The sequence below is a fragment of the Streptococcus mitis genome (assembly GCF_946188375.1).
GTDB lineage: Bacteria > Bacillota > Bacilli > Lactobacillales > Streptococcaceae > Streptococcus > Streptococcus mitis_CX.
Genome location: NZ_CAMHUS010000003.1, coordinates 60,708 through 77,221, shown reverse-complemented (window position 1 = coordinate 77,221; position 16,514 = coordinate 60,708). Strand labels below are relative to the sequence as shown.

The window sequence follows — 16,514 nt, the reverse complement described above, 5'->3', positions numbered from 1 at the left end:
TCTAAACTATCTCATTTTATTGTCTTTTACCGTGACAGTTTTTAAACTTCTTACCAGAACCACATGGGCAAAGTTCATTCCGTCCAATCTGACTCAAATCCAAATCTTCTGGTATATTTGCTTGGTGGGCAGCGATATTGCGGGTCGCTGTTGTACTGATATGGTGTTCTGCTTGTGGTCTTTCTTGTTCATGAATTTGGGCTTTCATCATCAAACGTGTCACATCAAACTCAATCGAACCAATCATATCATTAAACATACGGAAACCTTCTGCCTGATACTCAACAACAGGGTTGTTCTGAGCATAACCACGAAGTCCAACCGCATTACGCAATTGATCGAGGGCATCGATATGATCTGTCCACTTGTTATCTACCACTCGTAGAATCAAGACTTTTTGGAATTCTTTAACTGCTTCTTCATCACGTAGTTTTGAAACCTGACTATCATAAACTTGCAAGGCACGTTGGAAGAGTTCTTCCTTAATAGCCTTATCAGACAAGCCTGACAAGTCTTCGATTGCAATCGAATCTTCAGGAAGCAAGTTGTACTTAGCAAAGTTCAAAATTGCTTCTAGTTTTTCATCTTGTTTCGCACGCGCATGACCATCAACGACACGACCAATTGTACGTTTGATCATAGCCTGAATTTCGGGTGCCAAGTCACGGTCTGCAGTGATGACATCGTAACGTTGAGCGTAGATAATCTCACGTTGTTCACGCATGACATCGTCGTATTGAAGGACTTGTTTACGAGTATCGTAGTTATTTCCTTCGACACGTTTTTGTGCTGCTTCAACCTGACGCGTCAACATACGAGACTCAATGGCCTCTTCAGACATATTCAAGCGTTCAAAGATTCCCTTCAAGCGTTCAGAACCAAAACGTTTCATCAAATCATCTTCAAGAGATAGGTAGAATTGTGACTCACCTGGGTCTCCTTGACGACCTGAACGTCCACGAAGCTGGTTATCGATACGACGGCTTTCATGACGTTCTGTACCAATAACACAAAGTCCACCCAATTCGCGAACCCCTTCACCAAGCTTGATGTCGGTACCACGACCGGCCATGTTAGTCGCAATGGTAACAGCACCACGTTGACCAGCATTCATGATGATTTGGGCTTCTTTATAGTGGTTTTTGGCATTCAAGACCTCGTGAGGAACGCCAGCTGCGACTAATTTCTTAGAAATATAGTCACTGGTTTCAACCGCTACTGTACCAACCAAGACTGGTTGACCTTTTTGGTAACGAGCCTTAACATCTTCGACAACCGCCTTAAACTTAGCCTCGATACTTGCATAAAGAAGGTCTGAGTGGTCAATACGTTGAACAGGACGGTTGGTTGGGATTGGAATAACACGAATGTTGTAAATTTCACGGAATTCTTCTTCCTCAGTCTTACCTGTACCCGTCATACCAGACAATTTCTTGTACATACGGAAAAGGTTTTGGTAAGTGATTGAGGCAGATGTCTTGGTTTCATCCTGAATTGGCACACCTTCTTTGGCTTCAATAGCTTGGTGCAATCCATCAGAATAACGACGACCTTCCATAGTACGACCCGTAAATTGGTCAACGATCAAGATTTCTTGTTCTTCGCTCACCACATAGTCAATATCGAGAAGCATAATGTAGTTGGCACGAAGGGCGTTATCGATAAAGTGAGTCAGAGCTACGTTTTCGATGTCATAGAGATTGTCAAGCTTGAAGTAGCTTTCAGCCTTGTCAATCCCTGAATCAGACAAACCAATAGTCTTAGACTGCACATCGATGATGTAGTCGTCTTTGTCCAAAGATTTTACATAGTGGTCTGCCATGTGGTAGAGCTGACTGGTTTCAACTGCATTAGCACCTGATACGATCAAAGGTGTACGGGCCTCGTCAATCAAGATAGAGTCAACCTCATCGACCAAGGCATAGTTAAGCGGACGTTGTACCATGTTTTCAGCACGAACAACCATGTTGTCACGAAGGTAGTCAAATCCGATTTCTGAGTTGGTTGAGTAAGTAATATCACACTCATAGGCTTCTTTTTTCTCCATTGGAGATTTGGCAGCCAAGTTAATCCCTACTGACAAGCCAAGCCAAGAATACAATTCACCCATCTCAGTCGCATCACGTTCTGACAGGTATTCGTTAACCGTAACTACGTGAACCCCTTTACCTGAAAGAGCATTGAGGTATACCGGCATGGTCGCAGTCAATGTTTTTCCTTCCCCTGTACGCATCTCTGGCACGTCACCATGGTGAAGAACGATTCCCCCCATTACCTGAACCTTATATGGGAAGAGACCTAGGACACGTTTGGCACCCTCACGGACAACCGCAAATGCTTCATAAAGCAATGAATCCAGTGATTCTCCATTTTGATAACGTTCTTTAAATTCAACTGTTTTTGCTTTTAGTTGGTCATCTGTCAAAGCAGCCATTTGGTCTTCGTATTTGAAAACCTTGTCAGCCATCTTTTCCAGACGACGGATTTCTCCTTTATCATTTTCGATAATTGTTTTTAAAATATTAGCCATGTTTTTCCTTACTTTAAATTCCGAATATTTTAGAATGTTCTTTTAATTTTAGCACAATTACTGATTATTTTCAAGGAAGAATCCCCATTTTGAAAAGGAAAAAGAGGCTAGTTTCCAAGCTAACCTCTCTGACTTTTATGATACTTTAATTGCCAAAAATCGGCAAAATCGCAAATAGGATAAATAGATTAATCCAAAGAGAAAAACAGCAGATCAATCCAAAAACAAAGAGACTGACTTTCTTGGACAGCAAGGCCATCAAAATAGACAGAATACCAAAAACTAGCAAGACTTTCTGTATGCTGAAGAGGTCAATCTTTCCCCCCAGAATCGGACTGCCCCAAGGAAGAAAGAAGAAAGCAATCCAGATCAACAGAACTAAACCAATATAAACCTTAGAATAGCGTGTAATAAATGATTTTAGATGTGCCATAAGCTACCTCCTATAAAAAAACCATATAAATCAATGCTTTCCACCTTTTGACTTCCCTAACTCCCGTCTCAATCGAAACATGTTTTTGAAAAAGATGTAGTCCAACCAGTCACTACCTAGAGATAAGATTATCAAAAGAAACCAAACACCCCAAGCACTAGCATCTGAATCATGATTTAGAACAAAAGGGAAAAATAAGAATGAAAAAATTGTCATATCCAAGCTAAACAGAGCTAAAAGGGAAATATAAATCCAGTAAAAATAGTAGAAGATTGGGAAAATTTTACTGTTTCTTTCAGCATTGTCTATCCAATAGAAAAAATAAAAACAAGGAAATAAGAGTATCAAATGAAACCAATTAAAGGACAATCTCATCATCGACACCTCCTCTTTAAAATTGTTTTCTTTAGTTTCGTTCTATTAAATGTTATTACCAATATAAATCAATGCCTTCCACCTTTAGACTTCCCGAGTTCTCGTCTCAAGCGAAGCATTTTTTTGAAACAGAAATAAGTTAACCTATTCAGACCAATAGCTAGCAGAATAAAAAGAAACCAAATGCCCCATAACTTGATATCTGTCACATTTCTCAAGACGATATTGAAAAACAGAACTGAAATAACTGTCCAAGCAAGGCTAAAAAGAGCATAGAGGGGGATGTAAAACCAGTAAAAATAGTAAAAAATTGGGAAAAATTTACTATCTCTATTGGCCTTTTCAATCCAGCTGAAAAAGTAAAACCAGGGAAATAGGATTATCAATTTAAACAAATGTTTCATCACCAGCCCCCTCTATTTGATAGCGTTTTCTTCAACTTCATTCTATCAAAAAAATCTGGAAATGTCATTCCAGATTCTACTTTTTTATTTACGTTTTCTTGCGATGAGATGGATTGGGGTTCCCTCAAAGACAAAGGCCTTGCGGATTTGATTTTCCAAGAAACGCAGGTAAGAAAAGTGCATGAGTTCTTCTTCGTTGACAAAGATAACAAAGGTTGGTGGTTTGGTTGCCACTTGGGTCGCATAGAAAATCTTAAGGCGTTTTCCTTTGTCTGTCGGTGTTGGGTTGATGGCAATAGCATCCATAATCACATCGTTCAAGACAGCTGATGGGATACGTGTGTTTTGACTTTCGCTGATTTGCTTGATCATCTCAGGCAGTTTGTGGAGACGTTGCTTAGTCAAGGCTGATACAAAGATAATCGGTGCGTAAGGCAGGTATTGGAACTGCTCACGGATATCTTCTTCCCAGTTTTTCATAGTATGGTTGTCTTTTTCAAGCGTATCCCACTTGTTGACCACGATAATCATCCCTTTACCAGCTTCATGGGCAAATCCTGCGATACGCTTGTCGTATTCACGGATGCCTTCTTCCGCATTGATGACCATCAAGACCACATCTGAGCGGTCAATAGCTCGCATGGCACGCATGACAGAGTATTTCTCAGTATTTTCATAAACCTTACCAGACTTACGCATACCAGCCGTATCAATCATGGTAAACTCTTGACCATCTGTATCTGTAAAGTGGGTATCAATGGCGTCACGCGTTGTTCCAGCCACAGGACTGGCAATGACACGGTCTTCTCCCAAGATGGCATTGATCAAGCTTGATTTTCCAACGTTGGGACGACCAATCAAGCTAAACTTAATGACATCTGGGTTTTCTTCTTCATATTCATTTGGAAGATTTTCTACGATGGCGTCTAGCACATCCCCTGTACCGATACCATGGACAGATGAGATAGGCAGTGGTTCACCCAAACCGAGGGCATAGAAATCATAGATATCATTTCGCATCTCAGGGTTGTCCACCTTGTTCACTGCGAGGATAACTGGTTTGTGGGTCTTATAAAGCTTACGGGCTACGTATTCGTCCGCATCGGTAATTCCTTCCTTACCAGACACGACAAAGACGATAACATCGGCTTCTTCCATGGCAATTTCTGCCTGGTGCTTGATTTGTTCCATGAAAGGAGCATCGACATCATCGATTCCTCCTGTATCAATCATGCTAAAAGAGCGATTGAGCCACTCACCCGTTGCATAGATACGGTCACGTGTTACTCCTTCGACATCTTCTACAATGGAGATTCGCTCACCAGCGATCCGATTAAATAGGGTTGATTTCCCAACATTGGGACGTCCTACAATGGCAATAGTTGGTAGGGCCATAATTTCTCACTTTCTACAATAATTTCTTCTGTTCAAGATTTTTTCTAGTTGAGTTTGGTTCTGCTTGTCCAAACTGTTCTGCTAGACGCTGACTCCAGCTTGTGGTTGCACGCGCCCCAGCATAGTCCGCCTGTACACGGTCATAAGCTTGAATTGCATCAGTTGACTGTTCTTGGTATTCTTCCTCAAAGACAACATTCTCCAATGGCAGTCTTGGCTTCACATCATGATGTTGATTTGGCACACCTAGTGCCATCCCAAAGACAGGATAGGTGTAGTCAGGCAGGTTAAAAAGCTCTGCCACTTCTTCTGACTTGTATCGAACCAAACCGATAATCACACCACCATAGCCCAAGCTTTCAGCTGCCAGCAGGGCATTTTGACCAGCAAGAGCCGCATCGACTGAACTAATCAGGAGACCTTCCACACCTTGGGGCTGGAATAAATCGGTATGAAGTCGGGCTCCCTTTTCTGCACGGTTCAAATCTCCGACAAAGAGAAGGAAAACAGCTGACTGGCGAATGGCTTCTTGAGGCACCAATTCATACAAGGCATCTTTCTTCTCTTGACTTCGTACCACAATCACAGAATAGGATTGGAAATTCTTCCAAGACGAAGCCATCTGGGCTGCTGTCAGGATTTCAGTCAAGTCTTCCTGAGGAAGACCTTGCTCTTTAAATCTGCGCACTGAAGTGTGAGCCTTCATTAATTTAATAGTTTCTGTCATCGACGGTTTACTCCTTCTAAACGAGTCTCCTCAGCCAAATAACGGATGCGTTCCATGACGCGTCTGGCTTCCCAGGTTTCGTCATTTCCATGTTTCCCTTTAGCGAAATGCTGCTCCAATTCTTCAAAGTTGAAGTTGGAGGTGAAAAAGGTCGGTAAATTTTCCTGCATCCGATATTGGAGAATAACCTGCAGGATTTCGTCACGCACCCAAGCTGTTGATTTCTCGGCACCAATATCATCTAAAATCAGGACTTCAGAAAGCTTAATCTCATCTACCAAGGTCTTAACATTCCCATCACCAATAGCATTTTTGACATCAATGACAAAACTAGGATAGTGGAGGAGAGTAGATGAAACACCACGTTTTTCTGATAAATCATGGGCTAGGGTAGCCACCATGAAACTTTTACCCACACCAAAGTCTCCATATAAATAAAGACCTTTTCGAATAGCTGGATATTGCTCCACGAAGGCTAATAGCTTCTCAAAAACTGGCAAGCGACCCAAATCATCCAAGTCTACTTGAGCCAAACTAGCTTTCTTGAGAGTGGCTGGCAGATTGATTAACTTGAGGCGGTTCTTAATAGCCGCTTCTTTTTCAGCTGCGATTAGTTCAGGAGTTTCTTCATATGAAACGTCCGCATAACCATGATTCATAACCAAAATCGGCTTGTAGCCTTTGGCAATATAATCCGTATCACCACGGAGAAACTTGTCACGCTCGGTGATGTACTGATTAAACTTGGAGATACTGCGATTCAATTCCTCTGGAGTCAAGGATTCTTGCTGGATAAAGGCCGCAACATCAGGGTCCTTCATGATTTTCTGGACCAAATCTTGATAATGAAAACGGCTAGGTTGACGTTTGAGTACATCTCCGACACTTTCCATCTAATCTCCTCCTTTTTCTAATCGAGCTAATAGTTCTTGTTTCTTACGTTCTAGTTCCAGACGAGTTTCCTCGCTGGTTTCATTCTTATAATCTGGATTACTCCACTTAGGTACATTGGACTTGGCAGGACTAGGGGTACTGCTTTTTTGAGCCTGATTCTTCTGCCCTCGCTCACGGATGCGCAATACTGCCTCTTCTGCTGAATGAATCTTTTGATAGGCATAGTCATTGGCTACCTTCATGGCATATTTCTCATTGATATTTGCCGAATCAACCTTATTAAAGGTCAATAAGAGAATGATATTAATGACTTCGTCCAGCAAGCCCAAGCCAGCCATCTGTTGCAAGAGTTCTCTTTCTGTTTGGGTGATGGTTCCCTTGCGCGTTTGCTTGATTTCTGCCAGGAACTGCAGGGCAGTTTTACTTTTAGCTTCTTTGATAATGGTCGCTTCCTTAGGACTAAAGTCAGAAGAAACAGGTTTTTGAGCAATTATTTCCCGCATGCGTTTGGTTGAAATAACCTTGGAAACAGCTGTTGACTTAGCCAATTGATAGGTTTCAAACCAAGTCCATTTCTTCTCCTCGGCAATGGCAAAGAGGTTTAAGACATCGGACTGCTCATCCGCAAAGCGAAGCCCATCTCGAGCCATAAGCTGACGAAAATGGTCTAAGTCAAAATCGTTGGCCACTTTCTTCTTGAGACCAAGGTCTTCTTGATTTCCTAGTTCTGCCAAGTCTGGAAAGACTTGATTGAGTGAGACAGGTCTTTCTTGACCCTCAGCACTCTCAACTTTCAAATCCTCCACAGCTGCATCACCAATTTTTTTCTCTAAAAGTCTGCGATAAACAGGGTGCTCCAAGAAATCTTGACTTGAAAGAGGAGCATGGATAACTATCTGATAGGTATCACCCTTTTGATAGAGGGTCAAGAGATTAAAAGCAGATAGGATTTTCAAAGATTTTAAAAGTCTGTCCATCCCAAAATTGAGATGATTGAGAATGCTTGAAAAGAGGTATTCCTTTCTACCATTATCCCAAAAACTAATCGTATAAAGATAAAGGCTCAGTGCCTCCTGACCGATAATCGGGAGGTAGCACTGTACCAGAGATGAGGTATCTTGCGACACCCGATTATTCTTTAGATAAGAAAAACGGTCAATTGGCTTCATTTATCTTTCCTTTTTCTTTTTAGAGGACTGGGTGATTTGTTGGAGCAGGCTCTCTAGCTCACTGACATCCTTAAAACTACGATAGACACTGGCAAAACGCACATAGGTAATCTCATCCAACTCAGCCAACTCCTCCATGACGAGTGAACCAATGTCCTCACTTTGAATTTCGTTTTCATTTCGACCACGGAGTTTCTGTTCGATACGATTGACTACCATGTTGATTTCATCACTTGACACAGGACGTTTCTGGGCTGAGCGGATAATCCCATTAAAGATTTTATCTCTGGAGAATTGTTCCCGTGTACCATCTTTTTTAACAACCACTAAGGTTCTTTCTTCTACCCGTTCGTAGGTTGTAAAACGGTGCTGGCATTCATCGCACTCACGTCTTCTACGAATAGTGTTCCCTTCTTCTGCTTGGCGACTATCGATAACACTTGACTTGGTAGCCCCACATTTTGGACAACGCATCCTTTCCCTCCTTATCGTTTTCTTTTCATTATACCATTTTTTAAACGATTCCCAAAACAATTCTTCTTTTTGCTTGACAAGTTTTTTGTTTTGTTGTATTATTTAATTAAGACAAAGATGTAAAAGAAAGGAGACCAAGATGTCCTGGACATTTGACAACAAAAAACCCATCTATTTACAGATTATGGAGAAAATCAAGCTTCAGATTGTTTCCCATACACTGGAACCCAATCAACAACTTCCAACCGTGAGAGAGCTAGCTAGCGAGGCAGGTGTCAATCCCAACACCATCCAAAGAGCCTTGTCAGACCTTGAACGAGAAGGATTTGTCTACAGCAAGCGCACAACTGGACGATTTGTGACAGAGGATAAGGAGCTAATCACCCAATCGCGCAAACAATTATCAGAAGAAGAATTGGAACACTTCGTTTCCTCCATGACCCATTTTGGCTATGAAAAAGAAGAACTACCAGGCGTAGTCGGCGATTATATTAAAGGAGTTTAAGCCTATGTCATTACTAGCATTTGAAAATGTATCCAAATCTTATGGAGCAACACCAGCCCTTGAAAATGTTTCTCTTGACATCCCAGCTGGAAAAATTGTTGGTCTCCTTGGGCCAAACGGCTCAGGAAAAACAACCTTGATTAAACTAATCAATGGCCTCTTACAACCAGATCAAGGACGTGTCCTCATCAACGACATGGACCCAAGTCCAGCAACCAAGGCCATCGTAGCTTATTTGCCGGATACGACCTATCTCAATGAGCAAATGAAGGTCAAAGAAGCCCTAACCTACTTCAAAACCTTCTATAAAGATTTCAATCTTGAACGCGCCCATCATCTACTTGCAGACCTGGGCATTGATGAAAATAGTCGTCTCAAGAAACTGTCAAAAGGAAACAAGGAAAAGGTACAACTGATTTTGGTTATGAGCCGTGATGCTCGTCTCTATGTTCTGGACGAACCCATTGGAGGTGTAGACCCAGCAGCCCGTGAGTATATTCTCAATACCATTATCAACAACTACTCCCCAACTTCTACCGTTTTGATTTCTACCCACTTGATTTCTGATATCGAGCCAATCTTGGATGAAATTGTCTTCCTCAAAGACGGAAAAGTCGTCCGTCAAGGAAATGTAGATGATATTCGCTATGAGTCAGGTGAATCCATTGACCAACTCTTCCGTCAGGAATTTAAGGCCTAAGCAAAGGAGATTATTATGTTTTGGAATTTAGTTCGCTACGAATTTAAAAATGTTAACAAGTGGTATTTAGCTCTCTACGCTGCTGTTCTCTTCCTCTCTGTTCTTATTGGAATTCAGACACAATCCTTAATCAAACTACCTGAAAAAAATCTATCTGTTCTACTTTTTTTTCTATCTACTGTCTTTGGTGGTTTGATGGTTACACTTGTGATTTCAACTATCTTCTTGATTATTAAACGATTCAAAGGAAGTGTCTATGACCGACAAGGATATCTGACTTTAACCTTGCCAGTTTCTGAACACCATATCATCACAGCCAAACTAATCGGTGCCTTTATCTGGTCGTTGATTAGCACTGCTGTCTTACTCCTATGTATCTATATTATCTTATTGTCAACAAATTCTGATGCAGTTCAACTTTCTACTCTTCTGTCATTTGTTGCAGAACATTTTACCGGCTTTAGTCTTACTGTCTTATCCTTCCTACTAAATACCATCTCAGGAATCCTCTGCATCTACTTGGCTATTTCCATCGGACAACTGTTCAATGAATACCGTACCGCACTAGCCATTGTAGCTTATATCGGTATCCAAATCGTCATTGGATTTGTAGAAGTCTTCTTCAATACCAGTGCGAACTTCTATGTCAATTCACTTGCAGGGTTTAATGATAATTTCTATATGGGAGCAAGTACGAGTATTATTGAAGAACTCATATTCATAGCTATATTTTACCTCGGAACCTACTACATCTTGAGAAACAAGGTTAATTTGCAATAGTTTTAAAGTCTAGCGACAATAACTCGCTAGACTTTTTTCGTTCTCAGGACTTACATTTTTATATGAAGTATTTAATAAAAAGGAGTATAATGACTTTAAAACTAATTACATGTATATCGATAGGGAGGTCAACTCTTTATGCTGAGAAGATTTGTTACTAAGAAGCACCTCGTACTTTACTTCTTTTCTATTGCCATTACTTGGCTGGAAGCGATTATCACGCCAGCCCTTGTTCAGAATATTGTTACCAGTTTTACCAATCAAGAGCTAGGCCTTCTTTGGAAAGTTTTGATTTTGGGAATCCTTGGAAACCTCATCCTCTTACTAGGCTTAGCTGGGAAACGCTATTACTACGCTCGTTTGATTACTGACTTCAAATATGGAATCAAGAGTGCTATTTTCAAGCGATTTTTAAACAGTTATGAGATTGATGAAAAGGATATTTTGTCCGACCTAGAAAATGACGTCAAGCAACTAGAAGAAAGCTATATTGAGCCAACGGTCATCATCATTTCTTCTCTTGGCTTCACAACTGTGTCCATTCTCTATGCCCTATGGACTAATTTTTACCTAGGCTTGATTTTCATCCTCTTCTACTCCTTTCCTGTACTCTGCAGTGCTATCGGATCAAAGCGTTTGGACTCACTTTCTGAAAAGCGGTCCACTGTTAACCAGAGCTACTTAGCAAGCTTGACAAATTTTATTGGTGGTAGCCAACAAATTCGCCATTATCAGGGACAAGACTACTTTTTTACTCGCTACCAAAAACAATTACAAACCAGTCTAGATGCCGAAATCAACTATGAAAAACAACGCACTTTAAACAGTCTCTTGATCAATAGCATCGATGCCTTTTGTTCTGTCACACCAATCGTCATCGGTGGCTTTATGACCTACTATAGTTATTTAGATGCGGCGAGTTTTGTGGCTATCTATCTAGTTTCCCATAATATCGGCTATCAATTCCAAGAGTTGGCTTACTTTACCAACACCCGAAAAGCGACTCGAACTCTTCTCAACAAATACCAAAAACTTTTGAACCAGTCTGATCCCATCTCGCCTAGAAGCATAGAAAATATTTTCCCTATCCAACTTGACACCATCTCCCTTGAAAAAGAGGGGAATAGCCTCTTGTCTCCGATTTCCATACACATCAAGCAAGGAGAAAAAATTGCCATTATCGGGGAAAGTGGCTCTGGTAAAACAACCCTGCTCAATATCATTCATGGAGAAGAGACACCAACAAGTGGTCAGATTAGCTTTGCTGGTCAGAACCTGTCACGTCAAGAAATCACAAGTATTAGTTCCTATATTCTCCAAGATAGCCATTGCTTTGACACGCTATCTCTGGAAGACAATATCCTTCTAGGACTGGATAAAAATCCAGAGACTTTAAATCATATCCTCAAAAAAACAGGATTAGAACATTTGAAAAATCGACCCCTCAGCAATGATAGTCTGTCTGGTGGCGAGAAACAACGCCTAGAAATCGCTCGCTCCCTCTACCATGATAGCCAACTCATCTTAGCAGATGAGATTAAGGCCAATCTTGACTCGGAAAATAGCAGAAAAATTAGCGACTTGCTCTTCTCCCTACCTCAAACAGTCATTGAAGTCATTCACCACTACACGGAAGAAGACTTAAAACACTATGACCAAGTCATTCACTTAAGCAAAGAAAAGTAAAAGCCTATAACATACGATTTTAAAAAGCAAGGAATTCGGGTTCCTTGCTTTTTAACTCAATATCAAACTGGCTACGATAGGGCTGACAAAGACATAGAGAATACCGGTAACACCGATAGCTAAACCACCCATGGCTCCTGCTACAGAGCCGTATCGAAAGGCTGTACCTGTTCCGACAGCATGACCTGTTCCACCAAGGGAAAGACCAACAGCTACTGGATCGTCTATTTTCAACCACTTCAAAAGGGTTGGTCCGATGACACTGGTTAAAATCCCAGTTGCCACTACAACGACCAAGGTCACGGTCGTCAGACCTTGCAATTTTTCTGTAATCCCCACTGCCATGGCGGTTGTTACTGACTTAGGGAAGAGAGAAATGGCTAGGAAAAAGTCCATTCCAAAAATCTTAGCTACAAGGGCCGTGAAAGAGGTATTGACCACTACCGCTAACAAACTACCCAAGAGAATACTCCGAGCATGGTGCTTCATCAAGTGAAAACTCTTATAAAGCGGAATCCCTAGAGCCACGGTCGATGGGACAATCAAGTTGTTCAGATAAACCCCACCTTGGTAATAATCTTGGTAAGAAATACCCGTCACTTTTAGAAAGATGATAATGAAAACAGCTGACAAAAGCAAGGGCGTTGTCAATGGATGAGGAAACCGTCTGTAAATCAGCATTCCCACTAGATAGGCTAGGATTGATAGGGCAAGCCCAAACAGGGGATTGGAAACAAATTCACTCATTTGGCATCTCCTTTCTCATAATCTCCCTCAAACCGTCTCTTGATGAACTGAACTACCAAGGCTATGAGGATAATATTGATAACAGCTGCAAAAAAGACAATCAAAACAATTGGCAAAAGATAGGGAGCAATCACATCAAACTTCTCCATAATTCCCACTGCTGGCGGCAAAAAGAGAATGGTCATATTGGCCAGCAAGAAATTCCCCACCATGTTGACATGCCTGGTTCTCAGCCACTTGAATTGTAAGGCTAGAAAGAGAATAATCAAACCGATAATACTGCCTGGTATGGGCAAATGAAAGAAACTGGAAATCCCCTCTCCGATTAGAGAAATCACAAAGAGAATCATTAATTGAACATATAATTTCATCCTAAACTCCACGAAATAGACTTCTTGCATACCAGTTTACTCTTTTTTCAGAAAATTTCAAGGAAATGCACAAGAGTTCATGAAAGTTTGAGAAGAAAGGGGATACAAACAATTCTTGACTTGTGAAAACAGCCATGATTTAGGATAAAAGATGCCAGCGTCTTTCTTGTCAGCTTTATTGAAAAGTAGTATAATTATTGCATGCGCAATCATCTTGTGATACAGAGACTGTCCGTGAATGGACTTTCTTCTATTTACAACTCTAAAAAGAAAGGAGATACTATGACCTATTTGGAAAAATGGTTTGACTTCAATCGGCGTCAGAAAGAAATTGAAAGTCTCTTGGAAGAGACTATTGCCCAGCAGAGCGAGCAAAGTCTGACCTTGAAAGAGTTCTACCTACTCTACTATCTGGACTTGGCTCAAGAAAAATCTCTACGTCAGATTGACCTGCCAGATAAACTTCATCTGAGCCCGAGCGCTGTTTCTCGGATGGTGGCTCGCTTGGAAGCCAAAAATTGTGGTCTACTTAGTCGCAGGTGTTGTGATCAAGATAGACGCTCTAGTTTTATCTGCCTGACAGGTGATGGGCAAAAGACACTGGCCTCGCTACAAAAGGCTGTCGAAGCAAGCTTGGAAACTGGTTTAGATTTCTTGATTTAAGATGATTTTAGAAAAAAGTTGCGTGCGCAATCATTTTTCTTGACATTCTCTTTTACAAGGAGTAAAATAAAGTCATCATTAAACAAAGGAGTTTTTAAAATGATTGAAATTACCTATCTAGATGCCAGCAAGAACGAAAGAACTGTAACTTTCGAATCTTATGAAGACTTTGATCGTTCACAACAAGCTTGCCTTATCGGCGTCGCAGACTACTACCCTGTCCAAAAATTAACTTACAACGGTCATGATTTGGACTACCATGGGACTTATGGAGATATCTTCTTCTATCTCAAGAAACAAGATTTAAGCCAATATAACTAAAAAAGGAGAAATACAATGGCAAAAGCAATTACAGATGCAACATTCGAACAAGAAACAAAAGACGGTTTGGTCTTGGTAGACTTCTGGGCAACTTGGTGTGGTCCATGTCGTATGCAAGGTCCAATCTTGGACAAATTGTCTGAAGAACTTTCAGAAGATGTTTTAAAAATCGTTAAAATGGACGTTGATGAAAATCCAAACACAGCTCGTGCTTTTGGAATCATGTCTATCCCAACCCTTCTCTTCAAAAAAGACGGCCAAGTTGTCAAACAAGTTGCTGGTGTTCACACAGCAGAACAAATCAAGGCCATCGTTGCTGAATTGAGCTAATCACACTAGAGACCAAGTACTTTCTTTGGTCTCTTTTTTCTTGCCCTTTGCCATTTTTCAAAAAATATGCTAGACTGTATGTAGAATATTACGATGTTTGGGACATGCCATCGCTAAAAAAAACCTTGACTTGGTATTTTTTAGCTCCCTCAAGGGAGCTTTTTGCGTGCTCTGAACATTTCCCATTTCGGAAGGAGTACTATGAAACGTCAATCAGCCTTGGTCGTCTTTAGTGGCGGTCAAGATTCTACAACCTGCCTCTTTTGGGCTAAAAAACACTATGAAACGGTAGAAGCCGTTACCTTTGCCTACGGCCAACGTCATCATCTCGAAATTCAAGTCGCTGAAAAAATTGCTAAGGAACAAGGCATTCGTCATCATATCCTCGATATGTCTCTGCTGGGGCAAATCACTGAAAATGCCCTGACCTCTGATATGGAGATTGAGCAAAAAGAGGGAGAAGTTCCCAATACCTTCGTTGACGGTCGCAACCACCTCTTTCTATCCTTTGCAGCAGTTCTTGCCAAGCAACGAGGTATTAAAGACATCGTGACAGGTGTCTGCGAGACAGACTTCTCAGGCTACCCCGATTGTCGAGATGTCTTTGTCAAATCTCTCAATGTCACCCTCAACCTAGCCATGGATTACGACTTCGTTATCCAAACACCTCTCATGTGGCTGGACAAGGCTGAAACTTGGGAATTGGCTGACCAACTCGGTGCCTTCGACTATGTTCGTGAAAAGACCTTGACCTGCTATAATGGAATTATCGGCAGTGGCTGTGGGGATTGCCCAGCCTGCCACCTACGTCAACATGGTCTAGATGTTTATCTCTCACAGAAAGGAGAGGACTAATGTTTTTTGCACCCAAAGAAATCAAACAGGAAACTGGGGAGTCGCTTATCTACAATCCTTACAGAACCTTGGTATCAAAAGAATTTACCTTTGATGCTGCCCACCACCTCTTTCACTATGAGGGAAAATGCAAATCCCTGCACGGCCACACCTATCATCTGCAAATTGCTGTCAGTGGGTTTTTAGATGAGCGTGGTATGACCTACGATTTTGGAGACATCAAAGCGATCTACAAGAACTTCTTAGAGCCCCACTTGGATCATCGCTATCTCAATGAAACCCTGCCCTATATGAACACGACTGCTGAAAATATGGTTTACTGGATTTTCCAAACCATGAACCAAGAGTTGCCAGATGAACGCGGTCTTCGTTTGGAATACGTCCGCCTCTATGAAACTCCGACTTCCTTTGCAGAGTTTAGACGGGAGTGGTTAGATGACTAGGGAACGTGTCCTCAAACTACCAGTTCTGGAAATCTTTGGCCCAACCTTTCAAGGTGAAGGCCGTGCTATCGGGCAGAAAACCATGTTTGTCCGCACTGCCGGTTGTGACTACCACTGCGACTGGTGCGACTCTGCCTTTACTTGGGATGGTTCTGAAAAACCAACTCGCATGACGGCTGACGAGGTCATTGCTGAGTTGGATAAATTAGGGAACTACGACTATGTAACCCTATCTGGGGGAAATCCTGCTATCCTAGCAGCCAACATGGCCGAATTGGTCACCAAGCTCAAGGAACGCGGTGTCACCCTTGCTGTCGAGACTCAAGGTTCTCGCTGGCAAAATTGGTTAAAAGACATCGACCAAGTTACTCTCAGTCCCAAACCTCCTTCATCCAAGATGGAAGTCAACTTTGAGACCCTGGACTTTATCGTTTCCCAACTGGATCCAGATAAGGTCACCTTTAAAATCCCTGTCTTTGACGATGCAGATTTGGCCTTTGCTAAAGGAATACAAGAACGCTACCAACCAGATGTCCTCTTCTTATCGGCTGGAAATCCTGAGCCCAAGGCCACAGGCAATATTATCCAAGACCAACTGGACCGCCTCAAAGAACTCTGGGAACGTATCGCTGCCGACGATAGCTGGGGCAATGTCCGCGTCCTTCCTCAACTCCATACCCTCCTCTACGATAACCAACGTGGTGTTTAAAAT

Annotated in this window: 21 protein-coding genes; 10 read left to right on the top strand and 11 right to left on the bottom strand. The window is 41.7% G+C overall.

Annotation, left to right across the window (positions count from 1 at the left end):
- Positions 1 to 16: 16 nt before the first annotated feature.
- The 9 genes from secA to nrdR form a co-directional block, all read right to left on the bottom strand.
- Positions 17 to 2,530 (bottom strand): preprotein translocase subunit SecA, encoded by a 2,514-nt coding sequence (gene secA / locus N8M16_RS04545; RefSeq protein ID WP_001274066.1) that lies wholly within the window; start codon positions 2,528 to 2,530, stop codon positions 17 to 19.
- Positions 2,531 to 2,675: 145 nt separating this feature from the next.
- The gene (locus tag N8M16_RS04540) at positions 2,676 to 2,963 is read right to left on the bottom strand and encodes a hypothetical protein (RefSeq protein WP_050251535.1); all 288 of its coding nucleotides are present in this window, start codon (positions 2,961 to 2,963) and stop codon (positions 2,676 to 2,678) included.
- A 30-nt stretch (positions 2,964 to 2,993) separates the two neighbouring features.
- Entirely contained in the window at positions 2,994 to 3,341 is a 348-nt protein-coding gene (locus N8M16_RS04535; RefSeq protein ID WP_261069690.1) for a hypothetical protein, read from the bottom strand.
- A 65-nt stretch (positions 3,342 to 3,406) separates the two neighbouring features.
- Positions 3,407 to 3,742 (bottom strand): hypothetical protein, encoded by a 336-nt coding sequence (locus N8M16_RS04530; protein ID WP_261069689.1) that lies wholly within the window; start codon positions 3,740 to 3,742, stop codon positions 3,407 to 3,409.
- 84 nt (positions 3,743 to 3,826) lie between these two features.
- Positions 3,827 to 5,137, bottom strand: coding sequence for a ribosome biogenesis GTPase Der (gene der / locus N8M16_RS04525; protein ID WP_001207696.1), 1,311 nt, complete (start codon positions 5,135 to 5,137; stop codon positions 3,827 to 3,829).
- Positions 5,138 to 5,150: 13 nt separating this feature from the next.
- Complete coding sequence (locus N8M16_RS04520; protein ID WP_261069688.1) at positions 5,151 to 5,864, bottom strand: NADPH-dependent oxidoreductase; 714 nt, start codon at positions 5,862 to 5,864, stop codon at positions 5,151 to 5,153.
- A complete protein-coding gene (gene dnaI, locus N8M16_RS04515; protein ID WP_261069687.1) occupies positions 5,861 to 6,757 on the bottom strand; it encodes a primosomal protein DnaI in 897 nt (298 codons plus the stop codon). Before dnaI ends, N8M16_RS04520 begins: the two co-directional genes overlap by 4 nt.
- Positions 6,758 to 7,927, bottom strand: a complete 1,170-nt coding sequence (locus tag N8M16_RS04510) for a replication initiation and membrane attachment family protein (RefSeq protein ID WP_261069686.1) — start codon at positions 7,925 to 7,927, stop codon at positions 6,758 to 6,760.
- Positions 7,928 to 8,401: a transcriptional regulator NrdR gene (gene nrdR / locus N8M16_RS04505; RefSeq protein WP_001203672.1), complete on the bottom strand. Its 474-nt coding sequence runs from the start codon at positions 8,399 to 8,401 to the stop codon at positions 7,928 to 7,930.
- Positions 8,402 to 8,540: 139 nt separating this feature from the next.
- On the opposite strand from nrdR, the gene N8M16_RS04500 reads away from it, so the two are divergent.
- The 4 genes from N8M16_RS04500 (at position 8,541) to gggC (ending at position 12,072) form a co-directional block, all read left to right on the top strand.
- Entirely contained in the window at positions 8,541 to 8,906 is a 366-nt protein-coding gene (locus tag N8M16_RS04500; protein WP_020901665.1) for a GntR family transcriptional regulator, read from the top strand.
- Positions 8,907 to 8,910: 4 nt separating this feature from the next.
- Entirely contained in the window at positions 8,911 to 9,606 is a 696-nt protein-coding gene (locus N8M16_RS04495; RefSeq protein ID WP_000054197.1) for an ABC transporter ATP-binding protein, read from the top strand.
- Positions 9,607 to 9,621: 15 nt separating this feature from the next.
- The gene (locus tag N8M16_RS04490) at positions 9,622 to 10,386 is read left to right on the top strand and encodes a hypothetical protein (protein WP_261038952.1); all 765 of its coding nucleotides are present in this window, start codon (positions 9,622 to 9,624) and stop codon (positions 10,384 to 10,386) included.
- Positions 10,387 to 10,524: 138 nt separating this feature from the next.
- Entirely contained in the window at positions 10,525 to 12,072 is a 1,548-nt protein-coding gene (gene gggC / locus N8M16_RS04485; protein ID WP_212573455.1) for a streptosactin export ABC transporter GggC, read from the top strand.
- Positions 12,073 to 12,123: 51 nt separating this feature from the next.
- Here the strand turns inward: gggC and N8M16_RS04480 are convergent, their stop codons facing one another.
- Positions 12,124 to 12,819 (bottom strand): LrgB family protein, encoded by a 696-nt coding sequence (locus N8M16_RS04480; protein ID WP_084950166.1) that lies wholly within the window; start codon positions 12,817 to 12,819, stop codon positions 12,124 to 12,126.
- A complete protein-coding gene (locus N8M16_RS04475; protein WP_000781325.1) occupies positions 12,816 to 13,190 on the bottom strand; it encodes a CidA/LrgA family protein in 375 nt (124 codons plus the stop codon). Before N8M16_RS04475 ends, N8M16_RS04480 begins: the two co-directional genes overlap by 4 nt.
- 282 nt (positions 13,191 to 13,472) lie before the next feature.
- On the opposite strand from N8M16_RS04475, the gene N8M16_RS04470 reads away from it, so the two are divergent.
- From N8M16_RS04470 to queE, 6 genes are all read left to right on the top strand, one after another.
- A complete protein-coding gene (locus tag N8M16_RS04470) occupies positions 13,473 to 13,853 on the top strand; it encodes a MarR family winged helix-turn-helix transcriptional regulator (RefSeq protein ID WP_061590387.1) in 381 nt (126 codons plus the stop codon).
- Positions 13,854 to 13,952: 99 nt separating this feature from the next.
- Positions 13,953 to 14,174, top strand: a complete 222-nt coding sequence (locus N8M16_RS04465) for a DUF4649 family protein (RefSeq protein ID WP_000570255.1) — start codon at positions 13,953 to 13,955, stop codon at positions 14,172 to 14,174.
- A 15-nt stretch (positions 14,175 to 14,189) separates the two neighbouring features.
- Positions 14,190 to 14,504, top strand: a complete 315-nt coding sequence (trxA, locus tag N8M16_RS04460; RefSeq protein WP_001029581.1) for a thioredoxin — start codon at positions 14,190 to 14,192, stop codon at positions 14,502 to 14,504.
- Positions 14,505 to 14,705: 201 nt separating this feature from the next.
- Positions 14,706 to 15,359: a 7-cyano-7-deazaguanine synthase QueC gene (queC, locus tag N8M16_RS04455; RefSeq protein ID WP_004256100.1), complete on the top strand. Its 654-nt coding sequence runs from the start codon at positions 14,706 to 14,708 to the stop codon at positions 15,357 to 15,359.
- Positions 15,359 to 15,802, top strand: a complete 444-nt coding sequence (gene queD, locus N8M16_RS04450) for a 6-carboxytetrahydropterin synthase QueD (RefSeq protein WP_004256098.1) — start codon at positions 15,359 to 15,361, stop codon at positions 15,800 to 15,802. The genes queC and queD overlap by 1 nt, the downstream gene beginning before the upstream one ends.
- Positions 15,795 to 16,511, top strand: a complete 717-nt coding sequence (queE, locus tag N8M16_RS04445; RefSeq protein WP_192855418.1) for a 7-carboxy-7-deazaguanine synthase QueE — start codon at positions 15,795 to 15,797, stop codon at positions 16,509 to 16,511. The genes queD and queE overlap by 8 nt, the downstream gene beginning before the upstream one ends.
- Positions 16,512 to 16,514: the final 3 nt, after the last annotated feature.